Consider the following 22,204-nt stretch of genomic DNA (forward strand, 5'->3'; position numbering starts at 1 on the left):
AGGGCTTTGGAACTATTAATGAAGTGCATGAATGTATTTAAGGTCAACAAGAAGGATTGTAATATTGAAGAACCGATTCTGTATACGGATCAGATACAAAATCAAGTCGCTTCCTTTCTTAAGGATAAAGGTATTCCTTTAAAAGTTCATGTCTCTGATGACAGCTCGTATACTGTGAATGTAACTGATATTAATAAGGATTTTGTTTAGAATTCTTCACATAGGAAAAAGCAGCATAATAATTATGCTGCTTTTTAGTAGTTCATCTCTACTCTTCGAAACTCGAATTTGTCTGTATTGGTCTAAGTATTTTCACAAAAATGTATCGATTGCTCTTTTGAAATCTTCCAAGTTACTGCTTTCTATTGAACTAACTGCTTTAAACACCGCCATTTGGTTATCAAGGGTTAGTGAATTGAGTTGTGTCTCGAACTCTTTGGAAAGGTTGGGTATTGAGTAATTAGTTTTTAATGAGATAGAGATAATCAAATTTTCTTTAGCGCTTTCAAGTTTTCCTATTTCGAAACCTTCTTTGAATCCCTCGCGGTACCACTTCGTTTGTCTAATCATCTAATCACCCCATAAATAATTATTTTAGTTCAAGTGCAAGATTCAGGTATACCGTTTATCATGGAAGTAACAGACTGAATTAGAAAAGTTAGTTGTAAAGTTTATTAAATATAGTAGTAACATCGTTTCCATAATTATAACAGGGTTTGTGGATTAGCTGTAAGGTGATCAGGTGAGGTCATCCATTGTTATATAAAAACAAAAAAACAGCTTTTTCAAACCGCTTTTTATCAGAGCCCTACTAAATATGAGGAAATGTCTCAGAATAGTAAAGGTGTAAGTTTAAAGTTTGGTAGACTACTGTATGTAAGGTGAAAAATAGTTAAATACAACTAACAAGGAGGAAATGGAATGTCTAAGGTCGTAACAATTGAACTGACGGATGAGCAACAAAGAATGGTCGAAGAGTTAATAAAATATAAATCTAAGGAAGAGAGTGTCGATTATGATAATCCCGATGTCTCTTATACAGTTCAAGACATTATTGAAGAGAGTCTTGAGCATACACACAAAAAGTTCTTTAGTTTAGTTGACTAGAAACCATAAACCCTGGTTTCACCAGCGTTGTATGCGCTTACAAAAAGGAGAGGTTAGCTTCTCCTTTTTGTCTTTCTAGAACGATATAAGTTATAGAATAACGGTATCCATAACGTCATAAATGATACAATATATAACATTACAGAAAACTCATTATTTAACCATAGAGAGAAATATAAAATAGATATTCCAGCAGTAGCAGATAATACGATTGGTAATATTCTTGGATTTTTCATATAAAACCCCCTTTTTATATGTGATTGTACACGGAAATTGTAGAATCATTTAAAAAATCTGAAAATATATAAAATCCATCTCTTTTCCTGAAGAATTTAAAAAACCGTATAATATTTAGGTAAACAAAATTTCTATAACAAAATTTCGTAGTAAGGGAGAAATTACGTGACTAAATATACTGATGAATTCTTAGAAGCAAAATTAAAAGAGTATTGGGTAGAAGTGAAGCCTGAAAGTTTTTCTTGGGGAAATGATGAGGATGTGAACAAGCTTATTCAATGGATAGAATCAAAAGGGGATAGTGGTCGACTAAAAGAGAAAGTGAAGTAAAGTAAAAAACACAAAGGAATATGACCTTTGTGTTTTTTCTATATTAAATATGCTGCTTTGAATTGTTTAAAATGATTGGTTTATTCTGTGTTCAATTCGCCGCGTTATATAGAACATGGAATTTATAATTCATGTAAGGATCGGAATTAGCGGTTTTTTATCTTACTGTAATCAACACCAAAGAGCTCATTAAGCGTCCCCATAATTTCTCCTAACACGCTTATACCTTTGTCCGTTTGGTTGTTTTTAAAGTGGTCGCGAACGATATAATTACGTTCCATTTGTTTTTCGATAACAGTCCATATTTCATCATTATAGTTCTTTTTCGCATATTCATATAAGTTATAGGCTAAGCGAACGTCAGAATCATCAGTAGGTCTGATTTCGGAGTAATCCTTGATCACTTTCTCCTTATCCAGTTGCTCCTGGTTCTTGTGTAGTTGATGAAAGTATTCAAATGCTAATAGTTGTCCCAGGTTCATATCTATCACTCCAGTTGTTGAATATAGTTTCATCTTACAGAAGTTCTTTTAGTAATGCTACCTTATGCCAACTCCACAAATCCTGCTACAAAAAAAGAGCTACATCCTGCTCAGGTACCTGTCGTCCAGGGTACCAGATTGTGATGTAGCTAAAGGCTCTATAGTCTTATGAACATCTAAACAAATGCCAATTGATATTGGTAAGTTATTAGATTTTATTGGTGCATAGACAACAGAGAAATTTTGTAGAATGTGACGTTAGTTCATTGTAGCATAACGTATTTTGAAATTAAAACTAAAAACGTTGTAAATAAAATTGAATAATTAAAATAGGATACTCAGCCAAATTACGGCTAACTATCCTATGAGTTATTATCTTAGATGAAATAAGTAGGGGGATATATTTTCCCTATGGTTTCAAAAAGCATTAACAAAAATGCTTACTCATATTTGCAAATTCTGCGATATCTATTTGCTGCACTGTTTTCGGATCGAGCTAACATTTCTCCTATAGCTTTAAAAGTGTAGCCTTGCTTTTTATATGCTATAAGTTTACGGTCTTCTGACTCAGTGTAGGGTTTGAATTGTTTTTTATAGTTACGAGCAATGTGAATCTCGAACCATTCAGGAACAAAAGAAAAATAACTTCTTTTCAATTTTGCACCATTAATCTTGCTGGGGTTATTGTTATACCAGCTCCAGAAGGCTTGTTCACTAATAATGAACATGTCAGCGACCTTCCCGCTAGATAAACGAATTCGTTTTAAATGCATAGGAAGTCTTTCATCGTGATAAAGTTTCTTTACTGTGGATTCGCTTACAGACAAAGCTTTAGATAATGATTTGACGGTTTTCAAGTTACTTCTTTTGAACCCTTTTACATAAACAATGTCTTCAATCAATTTATAATCCACTATGATTTCGCCTTGTAGCCTTACCTTCTTAATTCGTTTTTCTACTTCTCTAACTCCGCAACCTAAATGCTTTGAAATTTCACTCATAGTAGATCCACTTTTATAAAGGTTAAGTATGTTCTCCTCTTCCTCAAATGGGTCATTTGGAACTTTTGATATTGTAATGGTTGATTGTTTCCTGGTTTCTAAAATAGCCCACTCTGGGATAAAAGGGAATAAGTGAGGTTCTTTTATTTTGTTAAAATTAACTAGGTTCTTATTATGTTTAGCCCATCTCCAAAAGCGCCTAGGATGAACATAATATCGATTATTTTTACGGGAAGTTCTAAAGTCAGCTCGATCTTCAATATGATGAAGGGCATGCTTTTCTATCCATTTGGTAACCGTCTTGCTACAAATTCCTAAATGTTTTGAGAGTTGGTTTGGGGTCATATACCCCTGTTTTGACCACTCGTTTTTTCTAATAGTCTGAAGCATTCTCCTTGTTTCGCCTTCGCTATGACCGACCTTTTTAGAAAGTGTCCTAACACTGTATGTACTCGAATGACTTTGAAGGGAATTTTTTTGTTCTAAAGTCCAAGGATTAGTATATTGATTTGGCATTAAATATTCACCTCTTATAACTTTTTAAAATAATACACTATTTATATAATTTTTCAACTTTGTAAAGGACCGAGGGTATAAAAAACATCTCTAAATTCCCTTTTTGAAAGGGAGGTTTAAGATAGATTTAATTAAAGTGAATACCTAATAACACACAAGGAGTTGAAAGGGATGGGGAACGAAAAAGTTGTATTCTGGAATGGAAGTTTTGTTAATACTGACATAGAAGAGGTTAGCTTTCCTTTTGAAGAACGGGCATTTCAATTTGGGGATGGAATTTACGAAGTCATACGGATTTATAATGGAAATTATTATACCTTGGAGGAGCATATAAACCGCTTATTTACATCTGCACAGGAGATAAAGCTAGACATTCCATACACGAAAGGTCAGCTTATGGGAGTTTTAGAATCGCTAGTAAGTCGAAATGACTTTGGGGATGATGGTTATGTTTATATGCAGATTAGTAGAGGCAGCGCTCCTAGGGATCACACTTTCCCAGTTCATGTAGAAGGGAATATAGTGGCTTACATCATGAAGAAACCAAGACCTAAAGAACTCATTAAAACCGGTGTATCAACTATACTTACAGAGGACCAAAGGTGGCTCCGATGTAATATTAAGAGTTTGAATTTACTTCCTAACGTTATTGCTAAAACTGAAGCAACAGAGCATGATTGCTTTGAAGCCATACAAGTCCGTACTATCGGAGAAGAGCCATATGTAACAGAAGGAAGTGCATCTAATATTTTTATGGTCAAGGACGGTACGGTTATTACTCATCCTGCTAACAATTTCATTTTGAATGGGATTACCAGGATGAAGGTCAGGGAGTTTTGTGAGAAATTGACGATCCCTTATTTAGAGAAGGAAGTTACTTTGAAAGAAATAGGAGAGATGGATGAATTGTTTTTGACGAGTACGACAGCTGAAATCATTCCAATAACGAAAGTGGTCCCTTCTAAGTTCAGTCCTATGAATACGGAATTCCCTGTAGGCGATATCACCAGGTCGCTACAAGAGGAATATGAAAATGATATAAAAGTAAATTAGTATACTGTCTTAGAAAGTTCTATTCCCATCCTCTTTTTTCGAAGTTATTGTGACCACTAGACGGAATTAAAGAGTTGAAAGAGGAAGTGGGGAATATTAACGACATTAGCAGGGAATGATATTCATCATAAAATATCTGTACAAAAAAGAAGGTGGTCCGAAAGGTTTAATCGGTTCACCTTCTTTTTTATGTTTATAATACGTCGCTATTGAGTTTAGACGTAGTTTTCCATTGCATATCTTAGTTCAATTGGTTGTTCGGTTTAATGGTAGAAAAATGGCGAACTAAATAGTAAAAAAGCTATACATTGATCAACCATTTGTTATTCCAATCTTTAACCTTCTCCTCGATGATCTTAATTTGATTTACTTCTCTTTCAAAATCATTACTAAAGACTTTAGAAGAGATCGTTCTAACGGATTTTAAAAATTTCATATCGAAGAGTTTGTTCTTGAGTTCGGTATGCATTTTTTGCTCATGGAACTTTTCGTAATCTGAGATGATCTTATTGATTTGGTCTTCAAAAAGGTTTCCTGATTCGAAAAAAACACCGGCTGCTATCTCTAAAAGAGGTAAGCTTTTATTGTTACCGGAAGTGTACAAGCCTAAATAACTCAATAATGAGTCCTCAATTTCTTGGCAGTCTAAAGGGTTGTTTGTTTTGAGGGTGAAGTAACCATGATTAAAAATGTTCAATGATGTTGTCCCTTTTGGGCTAGTGATGGTAATTTCATTTTCATCTATCCAGTTTACTTGCTTTTCACCTTCGAAATATAATGAAAGGTACTGTGAAATTCTTGATATGTCGTCTAGAGTGATAAAAACGATATTGGAGTATGGGAAACGGTTTATTTTATCGATTAATGAAAAGGTTAATATATCTGAAAGATACTCTTCGACTGTTCCATCTAATGTCCAGGTTGATTGGATTTTCGAAGTCATTTGATTATCATCTATGGTTTTGAATATAATATCTTCTTTTAAAATACTTGATTCAGGGAGGGTGAAAAACCTAAGGTAGGGGACGCATTTGCTATCCACCTCGACTTGTTTAATGTCTACTTTGCTCATAAGGGAATGTGGTATAGAGAGCACGAAATCAGTTCTCATCTTTCTATAACTTGGAGAAGTTGTGTTCATCATATGTTTTGTATATTTGCTGAAATCGATTGGAATAGAAATTGGAAAGTGATCCATCATAAATTCTCCTTTTCTCTTTTTCGGTTTTCGAGGCTTTCTTGGATGACAGGAAGTCGTTGGTTCATCAGAAAAAGCAATTCCTCCATTGAAACTAACGAACCGAAGCGTTCGTTCGTAAAATGAGGACTGTCAACGCCTACGTTTATTTGTGTATGACATGAAGAGGGGTTTCCGTGGATGTGACCATGAACAGACCATTTTTTTAAACGCATTCCTGTTTCGAGCGGATAGTGGGTGAGCCACATTTGTTGTTTGCTGTGTTTTAGCGTCATTCCGACTGGATGCCATTCGTGAAGTAGATTTTCCTATTGTAAGGCTTTAATTTGTTTCGACGAATCATGATTACCTTGTATCAGAATGAGCTTTCCTTTTAAACGCTTTACAATTGCGACAGTTTCGTCTACGGATCCGAAAGATAAATCGCCAAGATGGTAGACGGTGTCAGTTGGTTTGATACACGAATTCCATGCTTCAACTAAATATTCATTCATCTCTTCGGTGTTCGAAAAAGGTCTCTTTTCATGCTTAATGATATTGGGATGAAAGAAGTGGCTGTCAGCTGTGAAATAATTCATAATTTGTGATCCTTGAATATTAGTTTTATGTAAGTATTCTTTTTTAGTCTGATTCCTGTAAGCATTTGTATTAGTCAATCTCCTTTGCCCTTTTTATAATTGTAGCATTTTTCCAAATAGACTTCTCAGTATTTTAGCTTTTCGAGTTAACGAGGGGATATTACTGTAGACATAATTAGTAACGAAGTAGAAATAGTAAGTCCGATAAGAATAGAACCGTCATATGTGATCTCATGGAATACACCGACCATAATAGGAAAAGGTGAGATGTTTAAGAGTCTTTTGCTCCACCTTGTGCTTTTCAAGTAACCGACCTCCTTTTCCTGATTTGTTACATACTGTTAATGGAATTAGAAGTTTCCTCTATCGGAAGGGGTAGAGGAAACTTCTAATTGACCGCTCCTCGCATCACATTGATAACTCATGCTAAAATAAAATCAGCAAGTGTTTGAGGTGGTCACAATCAATAACAATGGAAATATAAAGATAAAAGATCGTAATTTTAAGCAAAGAGTTTTTGAAGAGGTAGGATACGAATATATTCCGCTAACCGATTATACAGGGGCAGGAGATAAGGTAAGGTTTCGCCATGTTGATTGCGATAATACTTTTGAACTAACTCCTTTGCAGTTTTTTCACGACAAATCTCGGTGCCCTTTTTGTAGATTAAATCGCAAAATATCAAAAGAAGAATTTCAAAAAGAACTGTTTGAATTAGGTAATGGAGACTACGAGTTAATTGGTGATTATCACACCCGAAATTCGACAGTTACTTTAAAACACGAAGTTTGTGGGAATACCTACTCAACGCCTCCAATGAATTTTATAAGGGGAAATCGTTGTCCTCACTGCAACGGAAGAATGAAACTGACTGAAGGAGAGTATAAAAAGCGGATCTCTGAGCTTACTAATGATTCTTTTTCTATTTGTTCTTCCTACAATAGAATGATGGATAAGATTGAGGTAAAACATCATTCGTGTGGCAAGTCTTTTCAAATTCGTGCTGGGAACTTTATAAAGCATCCGCGCTGCCCGTATTGTGATGGGGAGATAGAAAGTAAGCCTAAACGAACAACTGAAGAATTCAAGAGCATAGTTAAAGACCTTACAGATGGGGAATATAAGGTTAAATCACCTTACAGGTACTCTACAGAGAAAATGCTTTTTGAACATACTGTCTGTGGTGGTGAGTTTTATATGGCTCCTAGTGTATTCCTCTCTGGTAATAGATGCAGAGTTTGTATGCGAAAGCAAGGAAACAAGAAGATCACTAAAACACACACGCAGTTCTTAGAAGAGATAGCTTTATGGGGAGAAAATGAGTACGTTGTTTTAGATATGTATGTTAATGCTCACACGAAATTAAGGATGAAACATTTGCCATGCGGAAGGGAATTTATGAGGACGCCTAATGCGTTTAAATATGGTCGTCATTGTCCGCACTGTGCAGTAGGTGTTGGCACTCGTGAGCAAGCTTTCTTAAAGAAAGTTCAAGAACGTTTTGGCAATGAATATGAGTTTTTATCCCCTTATAAGAATATGAGGACCCAAATGAAGTTTAAACATATACTATGCGGACATGTATTTACGAGAGCTCCGGACAGTATGCTTAAATCAAAAGGGTGTCCCGAATGTAGAAAGTGATTTCCGTAGAGTTTTTGTATACTCTAGAAATGTTGTTCACAGTTGATATATCTAGGTTCCCTTATTGAGATATGATTGAGTTCGACTAGCTATTGTAACTCCTTTATTGCCTGAATAGAATAAGAACACCACAAATGCATACATTATAAAGAAAGAATTTGTATCTTTCACTTTAATTACGTAGTATAAGGTGGTGGTGTTATTAATCTTATTCGTATGTATAGGAGATGGAAGGTAAAGAAGTTTTTTAGAGATCATCCTTCGGAGATAATTGAACAAGGCGTAAAGACCCTAGAAAACGGTCAGAAGTACAGTTATTGTGTAATCAAAAAGCCTGAGCATATACCTCATGCTAAGCCAGGGGTAACAAGAATATAAAAATGGCACAAAAGTGAGTGATCAGTAAGAAAAATGCCCTAGACAAGGTTGGTTAGTCCATATTGGATTAACCAACCTTTTTCTTTTCAATAGTTCTTTAGGTAGTCGTGACAAGAGTTTGCCGTATATTTTCACATTTTTTTAATAGGTCTTGTATACTGTGTTTGTCAAATCAGCACTATTAGGAGGAATATTATGAGAGAATTAATAATTGAAGCAGCTAATGATTATATCGAAACGGTGGGGTATGAGTTATCACCAGAACAAAAAGAAAAAGTTGTGAAAACTGCAGCACAAAAGGCAGATATTAAGGAAGAAGAGAAAGGTGGAAAAGAAGAGTTTTTGCTCGAAATTGAAACAGTAATGGAAGACGAGGTTGAAAATGCAATTGATGACTTAAATTTCGAAAGGTATCCTATTAGTGATGAAGAAAAGGAAGCCTTAAACGCGTTTTTAAGCAAAGGAGAATTCTTAAAGTCACCAGGTCACCACTCTCAGAATGACAATGTATGTTACTTATGGGAGGATTTCGATGAGGTTAACAACTATGTGAAAGATAATCCTAGTGTGAAAATGTACACCCTTTTTGATGATGGTGGTAAGGGATACATAGTACCTGGAAAGAGGCTTGATAATCGGATATCACACTTGGTGACCTATAAGGAAACAGGGTTTATTGAGGGCGATGCGATCCGTTTTTGGTAACAGTATAAATCGTTTATTATGAGATATCCAATAAAGTATTGAAGGAGGTAGCGCTTTGTCTAAGAAGAAATGGACAATAAGTGGTATCGTTGTAGGGGTGTTGTTATTTGCGTTCACAATATTAAAGTCTGCATTGAAATCAATCATAGACCCAATACAAAATGCATTAACATTTCCATTTGAGAAACTTATTCTAATAGCGCCTGATAGTACCACTTCTGAATTCCTTCAATGGCTCTTCATCTTTATGTTGGTGTTCATTTACCTAGGATTTGTGTTCGGGGTATGGGCGGTCATTCGTTCATTCAAGCGTAAAGAAAACGAACATCCCTTTTCATTATGTGATGAAGAATTAGCGGTAGTATTGGACAGTATTGATCAACAAAAAGATGAATTAGTAGTGAAAGCAGAGATGCTCTCATTTATGAAGGAATTTGAAAGAGGGGTTTCTAATATATTTGATGCGGGTGACCAATACCATAAATGCTTATGGATTGTGCCCAAAGATGATGGTATTACGATGATGACATCTTCAGGCGAAAACCAGTTTACTAAAGAAGAAAGCGACTGGGTTAAATGGGCTCTCGCAATGCCTAAAAGTCGATTTTATGTCGATGATATCAGGCAGTTTAGTGATAGTAATGGACTCGTGGAAGAAATGGTTTGGGTTCAAAATCTAGGCGAATTCAAATTAGGTTTTGTTATATTTTCCTATAAAAAGGGTATGGTCAATAAAGATAGCCACAATTCATTCATTACGGCAACTTCCTATCTCATGTTATTAGGCAGAGTGGACAAGTTCACGGATGAAATGGTAAAATTAACATAAAGGAGGGGACAAGGATGAAAGCAATTATGAAAACGATTTTCAAAACAGTAAGCGGTAAGAAATATAATGTTGCTGTTATTAAAAGATCAAACAAAGTTCCTCCTAACTATGACCCAAAGTTTAGAAAAGTAAGTGCGAAAGAACTTAAAAAAGTAACTTCCTAAAATAGAAACTAAAGCCTAAAAACCTTGCGATGCGCAAGGTTTTTTCTGTATCTAACTCATCCCGTTTAGTTATAAGTATGTTGATTCACAATTAAAAGAAGTAATGTTTAGAGCTGCATATGCGCCGGTAATAACCTAACCCTTCCGAGTGAGAGGAGTTTTTTAGATTGGTTAAGAAAGGGAGAATTATCGCTTTCAAATCTCAGCAAGAAATAAATGAGGAGAGAAGACAAAAGTTAGATGAGAAGTTAAAAAAGCCAAGAGAAAGAATTGAAGCTATCAAGAAAAAGTTCAATATAAATTCCAAAGATGAATAATAACTATTCATCTTCCGTTCTTTACATGCTGATTGCTCCGTTGTTAGTTGCTATGATCTTAAATAAATGCTCAAAACCTTGCTAGTTTAGAGAGGTCTCTTTGATAATGTAGTTCTTGTTTCTTATATTTTAAAAATGGGTAGACACCATATTATTTATTTTGATATTATTTCTTTTGTGTTGTTATAGTTTTAATAAAAAATAAGGTTATACGATATTCAATATAATATGCAACAACAAATAGAAGGAAGTGGGCTATAATGCTTTTAGAAAAAGATATGATTTTTAGTATTGATGAAAATATGAATGCGAATTATGTAAATACGGATCGCCTCCAAGTCAATAAAGCTAACGAGGCGAATGTCCAGATTACTTTTTTGGATACTAACAGCTACGGTACATTTCCAAGAGAATCGTTTATCCACTTGATAAATAGCGGGATTATATCTAGACAGGTAGAATCTGAAGTAGAAACAAACCAAGACTGACTAACACTGTTTATGCTAAAACAACCAACATTGGGATGCGATCTTTCCATATAATTAGAAGAAGGTGGTGGTCATATCTTTATACGTATGTACAAAAGGTGGAAAGTGAGAAAGTTCTTTAAAGATCACCCTTCGTTCTTGGTAGAGCAAGGTGTAAATACGTTAGAAAATGGCGAGAAAGTCGGTTACTGTGTAATGAGAAGGACTAAATCTGCTCCATATGCTAAACCAGGAATCACAAGGCTCTAGTTAGATTTATCAAAGGGATGAATTAGAAGAGGGATGGTTGGTCTTTTATAGGCTAACGTCCCTCTTTATATTATTACGAACATTTTTCGCCTATAATGCTCCCACCATTCGCTTTGTATCAGATGATGTTAGGCGTTATATTGCTCAAAATGACTAGTTTCGGTCTTTTGAAATTCTAAAAGCTATTCGTTTATAACAAATTTAAGTTTCATTCCCAAAGCATTTCCCATAAGCACGAGAGTACCAAGGCTAGGATTAACTTTTAGAGATTCAATCCTTGCAATAGAAGGTTGGGGAATCCCAGTCATTCGTGCAACTTGTTCTTGTGATAATTTCAATCTGTTTCGTGCTGCTACTAAATTAGTAATTAATGCTATGGAAGTAGCATCGATAGGATCTTCATCAAAAAATTCTTCTCTTAAATCTTCAAAGGTCTTCATAGGTCACATCCTTTTTTATTTCTAGGTTTAGTATAAGTTAGAAAAGATAGTTTGTGAAATACCATCCGTGTTATAACCTCTAATTAACCATATGAATATTATGTTAACAGTAAAATGTAAAAGTGAAAAAGCCTGTAATAGATACAGACTTTTGTAGTTAATTTCTTTTATTAAGATGCTATCGCACTAAGATGTCCTACCTTGCTGTTTAACTGTCTCAGAGCATTCTTATATGCTTGAATAGCTTCATCGAAATTCATGGGTGCTTTAAATTCTGTGATTTCTTCAAGGAATTCGTCTTCTAAAGTAAATGTTATATCCCCAGTTTCGCTTAGGCTGAGTTCGATTGAGTAGTTTATCGTCAAGTTATTCGTGCCTATAATTGTTCTGTTATTAATTAAATCATCTTGGTTGGTGTTAATATATCCCCACAACCACGATTCATCACACTGACCATTAATTGCTTCATTCAATCCTTGGATCATCCAAAATGTTTTCAATATAATCTTCCTTTCTTAGTGGGTTATCTCAAATATTCTAATACACGGAAAGAGCTTAGGTTTCTATTGGCACAGCCTTCTTCCCATACTTTGCATTTAGGGCATTGAATAGAATATTCTGTCCATAGGTTTTCTTTACTTGTGTGTTTATTACCACATTCACAGCATATAAGAATCATTTCGTCTTCTTTTTGTGTCATGCTGCTGCCCCTAATTCCATTGCATCTACTTCTCTCATATCACTTCCGCATTGTTCACATGTATCAGAGTCTTCTTGGATTTCTTCACAATTTTTATTCTTACAGACATAAGCTAACGGAGACCACTCAGTCCAGTAGGTATATTCACCTTCGTAACTACCGTGTTCGTTATACATTCTGAGGTATTCTTCTTGCGTATGGTTCTTATGGAGACACTCATCTTTGCAGTAAAATTCGCTACCATCATCGATAACGTAACCCTCAATCATAGGGCTGTCACATTCAGTACATCGTCGGATTGTCATTGTGCTTCAGCTCCTTCATCTTTTCGTTTTCGATAAAATTCAATGAGGTATTCAGTATTCATTTTATTGCCTCCTTATGTTTTTTCAATGATAGCAGGAGATGACATATAAGAGTGAAAAAACACAGCTTTTTCTCCCGTTGTTCCAGGGTTGGTCTACTGAAACTTTTTAAGTAGGGGGAGTTTGCTCATTACCAATGAAAAGCAAAATGACGTTATAAGGACAGAAAGGAACAATAAGAAAATATAGCTTATTGGTCCAAGTGTAGTTTGGTTAAAGAGTGGCTTGAAATAACCAATGAATATTGGATGTACAAAATATATACCAAAACTGTAGTCAGCAATCTTCCTTGTTATGAGTGACGTTTTATTAGGTAAGTTACAGACAAAGGTCATGATAGCGAATGTAATCACCAATACATTTAACGAATAGTAGTTATAAAAAAAGCTTTGATATTCTCCTTCGGAAAGGGATATAGCACTAGTGCCGAAATAAGTTACTAACAAACCAATTAGACCGACAATATAGACATAGATCTTATATTCAGAAAAGAGGTTTCTATGGTAAATTAAGTAGCCCAGGATCACATACCCAATATAAGAAGAAAAACCTGTGAAATATAGTTTGGATTCGGTAGAGAAAAAGTCAATTAGTATCTCATCCATTGTGCTCATTAAAAAAGCTAACACTACATAATACAAAAGGACGCTTGTAGGAGCTGTCTTCACTAGTTTTCGTAGTACCGGGATCAATAAATAGATTGGAATGATCAAATATAGATACCACAAGTGATAGTGTATTCCACCTTCAAGAAAAGTTCGTAAAAAGTCTTTGAAATTAAGGTCTTCTAGGACGAAATCCCGTTTGAACATATAGTAAAAAATGCTCCAAGCGACAAATGGAAGGACTATTTTAGATGTTCTTTTTGAAAGGAATCTATTAATGGACTCATCTTTATTAAGAAGTAATGCGCCACTTATCATTAAAAATAAAGGTACGCAAAATCTCGATATTGAATCAAAAAAATTGCCTACATACCAATCATAGTTAAATGGTTCATGTAGGAAAGGGGCTGATACGTGGATCATTAACACGCCGAGTATTGCTAAAAACCTTAGTTTTATTATAGATGCGCTCATGTATATATCCTCCAATTCATTAGCTGCAGTTCTTTTTTTAGTGCTAATGAATTGAGAATATAATCAATAAGTCCTTTTTTATTTCTTAACCTTGGTTATGCAAAGAGGTGAAGCCACTAAGCGCTTCCCTACCGGATAAAGTAATAAAAAGTGCTTTGTTTTTTAGTTATCTCTTATATTGGTTTATTGCATTAGTAATAGATTGTACTTCATTTCGATTCAAACGCCTTTTTGGATTAATTCCGTTTAACAGATAGTCTAACAAGTCCTCTGAACTCGCGTACAATGGATAATTCTCATCCTTAACGTGAAGTTCTGTATCTCCGCTTGAAAAGTAAACACAACCTTGCACCCATACGTTATGACCCGACTTTTTCAACATAGAAGCGAGGCGATAAACATGAGTAGAAACTTGTCTAGAAGGGTGATAGTGTTCCTTCGATTTACCTGAACGACTTACCTTTAGAACAGTTTTTCCTGAAGTAGAAGGGCGGATCTCTCCATTCCAGTATTTTGTTTCAACTATAAATATACCTGTGGGACCTACTACTATATGGTCAATTTGGCTTGCTCTATCTTCAAAAGTAATTGTGGCATCAGAGATAACCCGATATGTATCAGGTAAGGTCTGCAGAACATTTTGTGTTAGCAGCTCGCCCAACTTGCCAGCCTCTGATATTTTCAACTTCTGTTTAAATTTGTTCCTCTTAGAGGTAGTTACAAAATTAAATAGATACCAGGGTATAAGGAGGAGTAGGTTCGATGTAATAAGGACAGCAATGACGCTGATGAACAAAAAAACAAATGAATACCAAAAGTACCTTTTTATCTTTCTCTTGATTCTGTTTATTTCACTTTCGAGTGAATTTCCGCCTTTTTCGAATGTAGCCAAATTTTGATCACCTCCATAAGAAAAATTTGAATAATAATATCTTTTGCAAAAACAGTTTAGTGAAGTAAACGAACAAAGCAAATTTATTCACTTTACTATACTAACGCAAGATAATCTCTTATTATCGTGCGTTTAAATAATGAAGTATAAATTGTTTAACATCTCTGCAAAAAATAGCAAGCGTAATGGAAATTTCTTACTAATGTATGTTTTTGTTTCGAAATCCGAAACTCTTGAAGGGGGTTTATAGACGCTTTACCACCTTGTCTAATGGTATTAGTCATGAAGGAGTTATTTTTTAATACAGAGCTCACAAATAGCTTCTAAAGACATCGAGCATAATCCATCCATGAAGTGATTAGATTTTTTGCCCAACATGGACCTTTTTGAATCGTTTCTTGTAAAGTGAACTTCCAACTGGTTGTTTGGGAGGTAGGTTCGTGTCTTAATTAAACAAAAGAGGTTTATTTGGAGATTCAACATTTTCGCCTGAATTTTCCCTCAATTACACTTATACACTAATCTGATGTTTATCCTATATAAAAAAATGAAAGTGCTGCGCAATAATAAAGAAACATATTTTAATTCAATATATATCTGTAGGATGTATAATTTAATAAAAGATGAATAGACATTGGAGGATATTTAATGATAACTAAATTGAGTAAGAAACCATCAGAACACAATATTGAAATGGAGTATTCAGTAATTGACAATGATCCTAATGTATTCGTGGATATTAACGGGAATGTTTTAGGGTATATTTGGTTCAACATAATTGATAAGGATATGTATGTTGAAATGATTGAGATGGTGAATAAGGAAGAAGGTTTGGGAACTGAAGCCGTCCGCTTCTTATTTGAAAACTTTGATATAGAAGTAATTAGCGGGAATGTCTTAGGAGAATCAGGGATGAGAGCGTATTGGTTCTGGGAGTCATTGGGCGGAAAAATGTCGTATCCAATGGATGAGGTAGAAAACAATATTGTGACCGAATGTTACTTTAGGTTAAATAGAAATGAGTGTTCTCTTAATCTTAGATAAAGAAAAAAGGTCAGTAATCGTAAAAAGACACCTTTATATATTAAGGTGTCTTTAATCATTTAATATCTTGACTAGAATCTTCTTCTAGGCAAAGAGAATGCGGGGAATACCAGAGAAGACCCTACTATAACCTGACATTCTTTGCCGTCTATCTCTGTCTTTTTCAACTGTCCACCAGATTGTTCGACTATTGATTTCAAACTAACTTGGGATTCGCCTTTCTGTTTCATATTCACTTCTTTATCAATATCGGGGTAGTCTCTGTAACCGGATTCGATAAATTTTTCAAATGCTCTTTTGCTCATTTCAATCACTACTTTCGTTTTTTTTAATATACTTGCATTTAGTGTTCTGTCAAATCAGAATTTTGGGATGTTACTTTCCTGTTCACTTCGTTCTATTAAAACAAAAAGGGTTGGTATTCTAGTTGTTTAAGTGAAAAAAGAGGGGGTAATTTATGAAGATAAATGAAGTAATTGAAGCGGGTAAATTTTCTATTACTGAAGTGTACCATAATTTCGTAATACCTGGGGATATTTTAGGGACTGCTACAGGGTTTTTAGGGGTGGCATTAATGAATATGTTGTGTTTTGCACCTTATATTCTTATATTAATCATTATAAGAGACCTTAAAAAAGATGATGATGATAATTTTAATCCACGTATTCTTGGATCTGTAATGTTCATTTTATCTATAACATTGGTAATATTACTGCAGTTTATGTTTATAAAACTTCCACCACTTGTTGAGAACGGTATAGAAATGGAGAAATGGAAAGAGCAAAGCATATATCCTTTCATTGAACAACTTCCTGTTCAAAAACAAGAATTAGAAGCGATAAAACGTATTGATTCTGCTAACAATCGCTATTTCAGTGAAGTGAGTAATGCAAATTTCATTCCAGTTAGTGTCATATATGCAGATAGTGAAGGGAATGGAAGAACATTTGAATCTGAAGTATTGATTAAATATGACGTAACAAATGGGACTCCTTATATGACATTTAAAGAATTCAATAAAAGTTTGGGTAATGGAATTGAGCAAGGTATAGTCAATCCTGTGATTCACTTGCCAAAAGGTTACTACTTCAATCAGTAATACTTTACAAATTTAAAAAGGTTACCCAAAAAATAGTTTACATAATAATTTTATGGTGTATTTGATGTAATTTGAAATTTTTAATCTTAGATAAAGAAAGATATATATATAAACCATAAAAAAGACACCCTAATTGAAGGTGTCTTTAATCTTTATAAAATTTTGTCTAGAATCGTCTTCTAGGGTTCCATTACTTGATGAAGGTTACCTATTCTATCAATTTTATGTACTGAAATTACCTTCTAGTGACGAAAAGGTTAGGTATCAAGGGACCCTACTATATCCAGTCACTTTCGTCATTCAATTTATAAGTTTTCGGTGTAGTCTGGTAAAAAACCTAATATCATCAAGATCTCTTCTGCACGCTCAATAATATTCTCCAAAGAACCCCATAGCTTTTCGTCTACGCTGTAGCTCTCAATTAAACCTAGTGCGCCATACGAAGCTTGATGAACCGTATAGAAAGTATAGCCAAGCGGCTTAAATTGCGTTTTGTTTTTTTCTCTCACTTCGAGTTGATAAACAAAAAAATCCTCTTTATCAAGATGGCTTGCTAATTTATGAGGAATCGCTTTCTTATGAATGCGGAATACAAGGTTATCATGAATTGCTGCAGCGTCATTTCCAGCATAATACCAATCTAGCTCCATAGAAACCCTCCTTTATCAATTACTTTAACACTATAGTAGTCCATATTGATTTGCAATGGAATTTCATTCTTTCATATGTCAAAAACGAATGCGAGAGAAGAAGAAGGATTGATTATTAGCCATAAGATTTTCATATTTTGAAGGGGAATTCTTACTATTGTTTGTTAAATTGAGTTCCTTTAAAAAACAACTTATGGGTAATAAGATTAATCATACTCATTAATTTATCACAATGGATATTGTATAATGTTGTTAATTAAATATTTTTATCGCATGTTCAAATTCATTAATTATTTAACAAAGGGGGAGTACATAGATGTTGGAAGGAAGATCATTCCCATGTACAAAGGAAGTTTGGCAAGGGGAAGAATACATTAACATGGAGACTAAGGATTTTGTAGATCTGTTTAAAACCTATTGTAGCTATACTAGAATTCCTGAGACTGTTGTAGATGAATGTTTTAATCGCTACAACAAAGCAGTAAGTATTAAAAGGACAAGAATTAAAAACAAGAAAGCAAAGCAAGCCTTGAGAATCATGATTAATGTGATGCTTGGAGCAGATAAATACAATGAGCGCAAAGAAGTTAAAGTTGTATTTTAAACTAGTATAATGGTCATTTAATACAAAGGTGGGTGGCACTGAAAGAAATGCTCCCAAATTTTTTGGGAACTGGATATAGCCATACATTTTAGCTCTATGTGATCTTGCCAGGTGATGATAGTTGGTGAAACGGCTTTAGACAGGATGAAGGTTTTAAAGTATTGTGTGGGTGTTCGTTATATAAAAAATTATTGTCGGATGGAGTTATTGGACTGTAGAAATGCATAGGTTTCCCAACTGGAATATAGGAGTTTTGCATATGATAAAATTTAAAAACTCAAAAGAAGTCGCTCTAGCCTTTACGATAACATCTATATCTAAAATCATAAATGCAGAAGAAAAAGAGGTATCGTCTAGATACTCAACGCATTTAGATAAGTTAACTGTAGTTCAATTGCAGCATTTAGTTAGAGATATACAAAAAGAAGATACCATAAAAGAGATTGATCACTTGATCAAAAATAATAATTAATAGATATATATATATATATTGTACGGATGCAGGTGCTAAGGCACTTTGTATCCGTATTTATTATTAGGAATTGTTTCCCGCAATTTAAAAAATGATATTAAAATAAATATAGATAATAAAAAAAAGTTCTAGGAGTGAGTTGTGTGGAACAATTTGTAGCTTTGATTAGAGAAAGGTATTCTGAAAATGCTAAATGGGTAGATTACTTTGTTGTGAATAATTCTAATAATGCGGAACAAGACTTTAGAAACGCGGTCAAAGAGTATTTGCATACGAAGGAAGGTCAAAAAGATATCAAGATGACCTCTGAAGATTTTAACTGGGGAGATGCTATGATGCACGTTCCCGATAATATATGGAGAAACCACAATATCAAACCGGTCTATCAAGGTGATAAGGTTGTTATAGGTGAACAGTTGGAAATCATTGTTGACCAAGACGAAATTCTAATACCAGAAGATTACTATGATAAAGAAGAAGAATAAATGTAACCTTTTAGCCAAATCGAACAATATGGATTTGGCTATTAAAATGCTAAAACCATATTTCCTGGTGAATCTTTTCCTTATTAAGCTGTAACGTTTATAACTATTAAAAAGCAGGGAGCGATTTTGTATGGGTTCAATGTCAAGGTATAGTGCATTAGAACAGGTGAAAGAAAAATATGGTGAGGAAATAGTAAGTTCTTACAAACCAAAGCTTATTGGGAAGACAATTACTCAAATGGCTAACTTCGAGATCGATCTTCATCTTAAGTACGATGTAGAGTTAGATGATGGAAGTGGTTATAATGTACATGATAGATGGGCTACAGAAGAAGAAGCGCTTACGAATCAAGAAGTTTTAGAGGATGAAGAAGACATGACAGTAAGAGAATATTTTACTCACCGTCTACAAAATAAGGTAATAGAAAGTTTGAAAGTTGATTTTGAGCGAGATGATGAGTTGTATTTAATGGCGTTTGTAGAGGGTGGGGGATGTCTTCAAATCCCTTTAGGGTATAACCCTGTACTAGGTGAGGTTAGTGGATTCTTGGAAGAGTTTATTAGCTCTTGAAGAGAAGATGCCGTATTATATTTTTGCTATATTGATTAACATGATTTGTTGATTGAATTGGATTATTCGTTTTGATACAATTATTGAGGTATTGAATTACGAGGAAATTTAAGGGGTGTACAAGTTGGAATTAAAGGCTAGATTTACTGAGTTAAATCAAGAGTACGGTTACGGTTATGTGATTGGAGAAAAAAATTTCGGTGATATTGAAGAGAGTGCTGCACATCAAAAAGCGGCTGAATACAGAGATATGCTTGCTGAAGTAAGAAATACTGAAGTGTCCTACGTTTTAGAAAGTGAAAACAAGACAGTATTGGCTTATTTAGATCTAAAAGATAAGAAGAAAGTAACTGTGTAGAGGCGAATTTCATTCGCTTCTTTTTTTTCAAATGCACGCAAATGTTAGAAGTGATTTTGAGCTCTGATTCAAAAATCACCATAGGTCATAAAAAAGAAATTAATTTCATTTTTGTATGGAAAAAGATGAATACTTTCAGATAATCAACAATATACAATTCAAATTAATGAAAAGCTTATTTATATCTAAAAAAATGACTTTCAAAACTACGAAAATGTGACTTCAAATGTTTGTGTTTTGGATAATAGAAAAGACGCCTCGTCGGAGGCGTCTTATTTCTATTTGCTGAGACATCAGCTGGGCGGTTAAGGAAGGATTTCTTAATCCGTAAGACCGTTAATCCCAGGTTTTATAGATACTTAATTTTTGAATCCTATCCATACAGGATTAGGTTTTTTGAACTTTTAAAGTAAGAAGTCTGACCTTTGATGGATGAAATTTAATTGTTGATTTTTAAGCTTTTCAAACAATTTATCTCCTATAAGTACATTTAGCCAATGTGCTAAACTTACCATACGAATGTTATCCTCTAAGGATCTGTAATTAGTTGCCGAGGAGATGCCCGCTCCTCGGTTCGGGAAGAAAGTTCTCTTATTCAATGCCCCAGCAAATACTATTCAACTCATATTAATCAACAATTGTAATCTTAGTAACTGAGTTGCTTTCGCTTAGAACTGTATCTACTTCCTCTTCAAATGTCTCAATATCTCTTTCCATTTCATCAATAACACTGATTACACCAATGGGATCAATGATGGAAGTCTTCTCATCTTCCCAGAAATGTTCCTTGTACTGGTCGATGAATTTCATATCGCTTTTCCCTTCTTTTGAAAGGATTTGATTGAGATTAGACTGAAGTTTTTCTGAAGCGTACTCGTTATTTCTATGAGTTCTATTCTCAGCTGTAGAGTAGTCATATTTAAGCTTTTGAAGTAGAGCCTTTTCGAACCCAATATAGTTTTTTCTCTCAATGGCATCGGCAACTGTCATTTTGATACCTGAAATTTCTACAGGAGTTTTAGCATTAGATTCTACAATAGCAGTCTTAATACTTTTTCTTCTGCTCATAAGATCGTTTATGGATTGAAGAGTTTCTTTGGCGTTGTTCTTAAACTCATCTTCGTTCTTAAATTGGCGCGGTAATCTGTCGTCCTTTTTCATTGCATGGACAAAGAGACCATCATTGATTTTCTTAGTTACTCTCGCATCGAGAGTCTTAAGCTCACGTAATCCTTTGGTAATCGAAATTTCCATAACAATCACTCCTAGAAGAAATTTTAAAGTCGCTAATAAATTTTTCGTATGCATTAACAAGGTGATAAAATGAACTTTGTTAATCTGATAATTGTTAATTACTAAGAAGTATCGATAATCCTTTTTACAAATTATTTTTTTCATATACGGTATTTAATAAACCTTATCGTTTTAATGGCAACAGCTTCTTTTTTCACACAAATCTCTTTATCAGAACTACACTATTTTAAAAGGGGGATAAAGACATGGATAACAAAATAAAAATCAATGAACTAACAACAGCATACGAGGTAGTGGTCGTAAATGACTCTTTTTCAAGAAGGGCTCTGTTCGGTGACACTAATAACGTAGGATGGGTTATTGTAGACAACCCTTATGAAGCATCAGTGTTTGAACTATATGCTGAGTGTGAAGGGTTCAATGGGATGTATTTTTTAAGCGATAGTCGCATGAAAGGGAGTTCTTTAGACCTTGTAGAAAGTATGATTATAGCTGAAGCTGGAGAAGAAAGTATTGATAAAAGCAAGAGAATCGAAGGGATATTCGTTATGCGCGGGATTGCTGCATTTGATGATTTGTTGCTGAAAGACCAAATAACCCTTAAAGAGTTGTATGGCGAAAAAGTACAATTATCATCCATCCTAAACCAACTTATATTGGAAGAGAGTTTTTCTAACCAAAAAGGTGATTCAGGTTCTGTTAACATTGATCTTTCTGTTTCTGTTGAAGGGGAGTACACTGATCTTAAAACCTATTCTTCGTATGTTCGATATAATGTTGTTAGAGAAGAAGAGGGGCATTGCGAAGAGCATTTATTTGAGTATAGTTTGACCGGGTTAATAGAAGCGTTAAAGAAATATAATGAGTTGGTCCGTAATTTCACTTTCGAAAAAGCTAGCTAATAATAAGGATTCG

At 34.3% G+C, this 22,204-nt stretch carries 32 protein-coding genes; 18 read left to right on the top strand and 14 right to left on the bottom strand.

Annotated elements, in window-relative coordinates:
* Window positions 1–6: 6 nt before the first annotated feature.
* Entirely contained in the window at window positions 7–210 is a 204-nt protein-coding gene (locus tag ACXAEY_RS21820; RefSeq protein ID WP_474815111.1) for a hypothetical protein, read from the top strand.
* A 102-nt stretch (window positions 211–312) separates the two neighbouring features.
* Here the strand turns inward: ACXAEY_RS21820 and ACXAEY_RS21825 are convergent, their stop codons facing one another.
* Window positions 313–570, bottom strand: coding sequence for a hypothetical protein (locus ACXAEY_RS21825; protein ID WP_474815113.1), 258 nt, complete (start codon window positions 568–570; stop codon window positions 313–315).
* A gap of 351 nt (window positions 571–921) precedes the next feature.
* On the opposite strand from ACXAEY_RS21825, the gene ACXAEY_RS21830 reads away from it, so the two are divergent.
* Together ACXAEY_RS21830 and ACXAEY_RS21835 are read left to right on the top strand one after the other, a co-directional pair.
* Window positions 922–1,107, top strand: coding sequence for a hypothetical protein (locus tag ACXAEY_RS21830; protein WP_474815115.1), 186 nt, complete (start codon window positions 922–924; stop codon window positions 1,105–1,107).
* A gap of 402 nt (window positions 1,108–1,509) precedes the next feature.
* The gene (locus ACXAEY_RS21835; protein ID WP_474815116.1) at window positions 1,510–1,674 is read left to right on the top strand and encodes a hypothetical protein; all 165 of its coding nucleotides are present in this window, start codon (window positions 1,510–1,512) and stop codon (window positions 1,672–1,674) included.
* A 146-nt stretch (window positions 1,675–1,820) separates the two neighbouring features.
* Here the strand turns inward: ACXAEY_RS21835 and ACXAEY_RS21840 are convergent, their stop codons facing one another.
* Window positions 1,821–2,156: a hypothetical protein gene (locus ACXAEY_RS21840; RefSeq protein ID WP_474815118.1), complete on the bottom strand. Its 336-nt coding sequence runs from the start codon at window positions 2,154–2,156 to the stop codon at window positions 1,821–1,823.
* 440 nt (window positions 2,157–2,596) lie between these two features.
* Entirely contained in the window at window positions 2,597–3,673 is a 1,077-nt protein-coding gene (locus tag ACXAEY_RS21845) for a hypothetical protein (protein ID WP_474815119.1), read from the bottom strand.
* 171 nt (window positions 3,674–3,844) lie between these two features.
* Between ACXAEY_RS21845 and dat the strand changes: the two genes are divergently transcribed.
* Window positions 3,845–4,726 (top strand): D-amino-acid transaminase, encoded by an 882-nt coding sequence (dat, locus tag ACXAEY_RS21850; protein ID WP_474815120.1) that lies wholly within the window; start codon window positions 3,845–3,847, stop codon window positions 4,724–4,726.
* A gap of 301 nt (window positions 4,727–5,027) precedes the next feature.
* On the opposite strand, the gene ACXAEY_RS21855 is transcribed toward dat, so the two are convergent.
* The 3 genes from ACXAEY_RS21855 to ACXAEY_RS21865 all read right to left on the bottom strand — a co-directional run bounded on the left by ACXAEY_RS21855 (window position 5,028) and on the right by ACXAEY_RS21865 (window position 6,807).
* Complete coding sequence (locus ACXAEY_RS21855) at window positions 5,028–5,924, bottom strand: hypothetical protein (protein ID WP_474815122.1); 897 nt, start codon at window positions 5,922–5,924, stop codon at window positions 5,028–5,030.
* Between the two features lie 308 nt (window positions 5,925–6,232).
* A complete protein-coding gene (locus tag ACXAEY_RS21860; protein ID WP_474815124.1) occupies window positions 6,233–6,502 on the bottom strand; it encodes a metallophosphoesterase in 270 nt (89 codons plus the stop codon).
* A 146-nt stretch (window positions 6,503–6,648) separates the two neighbouring features.
* On the bottom strand, window positions 6,649–6,807 hold the full coding sequence (locus ACXAEY_RS21865) for a hypothetical protein (RefSeq protein ID WP_474815126.1): 159 nt from the start codon (window positions 6,805–6,807) through the stop codon (window positions 6,649–6,651).
* Between the two features lie 148 nt (window positions 6,808–6,955).
* On the opposite strand from ACXAEY_RS21865, the gene ACXAEY_RS21870 reads away from it, so the two are divergent.
* The 6 genes from ACXAEY_RS21870 to ACXAEY_RS21895 all read left to right on the top strand — a co-directional run bounded on the left by ACXAEY_RS21870 (window position 6,956) and on the right by ACXAEY_RS21895 (window position 11,027).
* Window positions 6,956–8,146 carry a hypothetical protein gene (locus ACXAEY_RS21870; RefSeq protein ID WP_474815128.1) on the top strand — a complete coding sequence of 397 codons (1,191 nt, stop codon included), beginning with the start codon at window positions 6,956–6,958 and terminating at the stop codon, window positions 8,144–8,146.
* A gap of 573 nt (window positions 8,147–8,719) precedes the next feature.
* Window positions 8,720–9,229, top strand: a complete 510-nt coding sequence (locus tag ACXAEY_RS21875) for a hypothetical protein (RefSeq protein ID WP_474815130.1) — start codon at window positions 8,720–8,722, stop codon at window positions 9,227–9,229.
* 55 nt (window positions 9,230–9,284) lie between these two features.
* Window positions 9,285–10,058: a hypothetical protein gene (locus ACXAEY_RS21880; RefSeq protein ID WP_474815131.1), complete on the top strand. Its 774-nt coding sequence runs from the start codon at window positions 9,285–9,287 to the stop codon at window positions 10,056–10,058.
* Between the two features lie 14 nt (window positions 10,059–10,072).
* Window positions 10,073–10,222, top strand: a complete 150-nt coding sequence (locus ACXAEY_RS21885) for a hypothetical protein (protein WP_474815133.1) — start codon at window positions 10,073–10,075, stop codon at window positions 10,220–10,222.
* A gap of 167 nt (window positions 10,223–10,389) precedes the next feature.
* Entirely contained in the window at window positions 10,390–10,539 is a 150-nt protein-coding gene (locus tag ACXAEY_RS21890) for a hypothetical protein (protein WP_474815135.1), read from the top strand.
* Between the two features lie 260 nt (window positions 10,540–10,799).
* Window positions 10,800–11,027, top strand: coding sequence for a hypothetical protein (locus ACXAEY_RS21895; RefSeq protein ID WP_474815137.1), 228 nt, complete (start codon window positions 10,800–10,802; stop codon window positions 11,025–11,027).
* Between the two features lie 431 nt (window positions 11,028–11,458).
* On the opposite strand, the gene ACXAEY_RS21900 is transcribed toward ACXAEY_RS21895, so the two are convergent.
* The 5 genes from ACXAEY_RS21900 to ACXAEY_RS21920 form a co-directional block, all read right to left on the bottom strand.
* Window positions 11,459–11,716 (bottom strand): helix-turn-helix domain-containing protein, encoded by a 258-nt coding sequence (locus ACXAEY_RS21900; protein WP_474815139.1) that lies wholly within the window; start codon window positions 11,714–11,716, stop codon window positions 11,459–11,461.
* Window positions 11,717–11,886: 170 nt separating this feature from the next.
* Window positions 11,887–12,216 (bottom strand): hypothetical protein, encoded by a 330-nt coding sequence (locus ACXAEY_RS21905; protein ID WP_474815141.1) that lies wholly within the window; start codon window positions 12,214–12,216, stop codon window positions 11,887–11,889.
* A 196-nt stretch (window positions 12,217–12,412) separates the two neighbouring features.
* Window positions 12,413–12,721 (bottom strand): hypothetical protein, encoded by a 309-nt coding sequence (locus ACXAEY_RS21910; protein ID WP_474815142.1) that lies wholly within the window; start codon window positions 12,719–12,721, stop codon window positions 12,413–12,415.
* Between the two features lie 155 nt (window positions 12,722–12,876).
* Complete coding sequence (locus tag ACXAEY_RS21915) at window positions 12,877–13,860, bottom strand: acyltransferase (RefSeq protein WP_474815144.1); 984 nt, start codon at window positions 13,858–13,860, stop codon at window positions 12,877–12,879.
* Window positions 13,861–14,026: 166 nt separating this feature from the next.
* Window positions 14,027–14,752: a nuclease-related domain-containing protein gene (locus ACXAEY_RS21920; protein WP_474815146.1), complete on the bottom strand. Its 726-nt coding sequence runs from the start codon at window positions 14,750–14,752 to the stop codon at window positions 14,027–14,029.
* 648 nt (window positions 14,753–15,400) lie between these two features.
* On the opposite strand from ACXAEY_RS21920, the gene ACXAEY_RS21925 reads away from it, so the two are divergent.
* The gene (locus ACXAEY_RS21925; protein WP_474815148.1) at window positions 15,401–15,796 is read left to right on the top strand and encodes a hypothetical protein; all 396 of its coding nucleotides are present in this window, start codon (window positions 15,401–15,403) and stop codon (window positions 15,794–15,796) included.
* Between the two features lie 71 nt (window positions 15,797–15,867).
* Here ACXAEY_RS21925 and ACXAEY_RS21930 read toward each other — a convergent pair whose 3' ends face one another.
* On the bottom strand, window positions 15,868–16,101 hold the full coding sequence (locus tag ACXAEY_RS21930; RefSeq protein WP_474815149.1) for a hypothetical protein: 234 nt from the start codon (window positions 16,099–16,101) through the stop codon (window positions 15,868–15,870).
* A 152-nt stretch (window positions 16,102–16,253) separates the two neighbouring features.
* Here ACXAEY_RS21930 and ACXAEY_RS21935 point away from each other — a divergent pair, with 152 nt between their 5' ends.
* Window positions 16,254–16,895 (top strand): hypothetical protein, encoded by a 642-nt coding sequence (locus ACXAEY_RS21935; protein ID WP_474815151.1) that lies wholly within the window; start codon window positions 16,254–16,256, stop codon window positions 16,893–16,895.
* A gap of 305 nt (window positions 16,896–17,200) precedes the next feature.
* Here ACXAEY_RS21935 and ACXAEY_RS21940 read toward each other — a convergent pair whose 3' ends face one another.
* Window positions 17,201–17,545, bottom strand: coding sequence for a hypothetical protein (locus tag ACXAEY_RS21940; protein ID WP_474815153.1), 345 nt, complete (start codon window positions 17,543–17,545; stop codon window positions 17,201–17,203).
* Between the two features lie 316 nt (window positions 17,546–17,861).
* On the opposite strand from ACXAEY_RS21940, the gene ACXAEY_RS21945 reads away from it, so the two are divergent.
* From ACXAEY_RS21945 to ACXAEY_RS21965, 5 genes are all read left to right on the top strand, one after another.
* Window positions 17,862–18,149: a hypothetical protein gene (locus ACXAEY_RS21945; RefSeq protein ID WP_474815154.1), complete on the top strand. Its 288-nt coding sequence runs from the start codon at window positions 17,862–17,864 to the stop codon at window positions 18,147–18,149.
* 259 nt (window positions 18,150–18,408) lie between these two features.
* A complete protein-coding gene (locus tag ACXAEY_RS21950) occupies window positions 18,409–18,621 on the top strand; it encodes a hypothetical protein (RefSeq protein WP_474815156.1) in 213 nt (70 codons plus the stop codon).
* A 143-nt stretch (window positions 18,622–18,764) separates the two neighbouring features.
* Window positions 18,765–19,106, top strand: coding sequence for a hypothetical protein (locus ACXAEY_RS21955; RefSeq protein WP_474815157.1), 342 nt, complete (start codon window positions 18,765–18,767; stop codon window positions 19,104–19,106).
* A gap of 130 nt (window positions 19,107–19,236) precedes the next feature.
* Window positions 19,237–19,677 (top strand): hypothetical protein, encoded by a 441-nt coding sequence (locus tag ACXAEY_RS21960; protein ID WP_474815159.1) that lies wholly within the window; start codon window positions 19,237–19,239, stop codon window positions 19,675–19,677.
* A gap of 124 nt (window positions 19,678–19,801) precedes the next feature.
* Window positions 19,802–20,035: a hypothetical protein gene (locus ACXAEY_RS21965; protein ID WP_474815161.1), complete on the top strand. Its 234-nt coding sequence runs from the start codon at window positions 19,802–19,804 to the stop codon at window positions 20,033–20,035.
* Window positions 20,036–20,662: 627 nt separating this feature from the next.
* Here ACXAEY_RS21965 and ACXAEY_RS21970 read toward each other — a convergent pair.
* A complete protein-coding gene (locus tag ACXAEY_RS21970; RefSeq protein ID WP_474815163.1) occupies window positions 20,663–21,289 on the bottom strand; it encodes a hypothetical protein in 627 nt (208 codons plus the stop codon).
* A gap of 245 nt (window positions 21,290–21,534) precedes the next feature.
* Between ACXAEY_RS21970 and ACXAEY_RS21975 the strand changes: the two genes are divergently transcribed.
* Window positions 21,535–22,191, top strand: coding sequence for a hypothetical protein (locus ACXAEY_RS21975; RefSeq protein WP_474815165.1), 657 nt, complete (start codon window positions 21,535–21,537; stop codon window positions 22,189–22,191).
* The last annotated feature ends 13 nt before the right edge of the window (window positions 22,192–22,204 follow it).

The organism is Anaerobacillus sp. ABA4_114, from assembly GCF_056159065.1.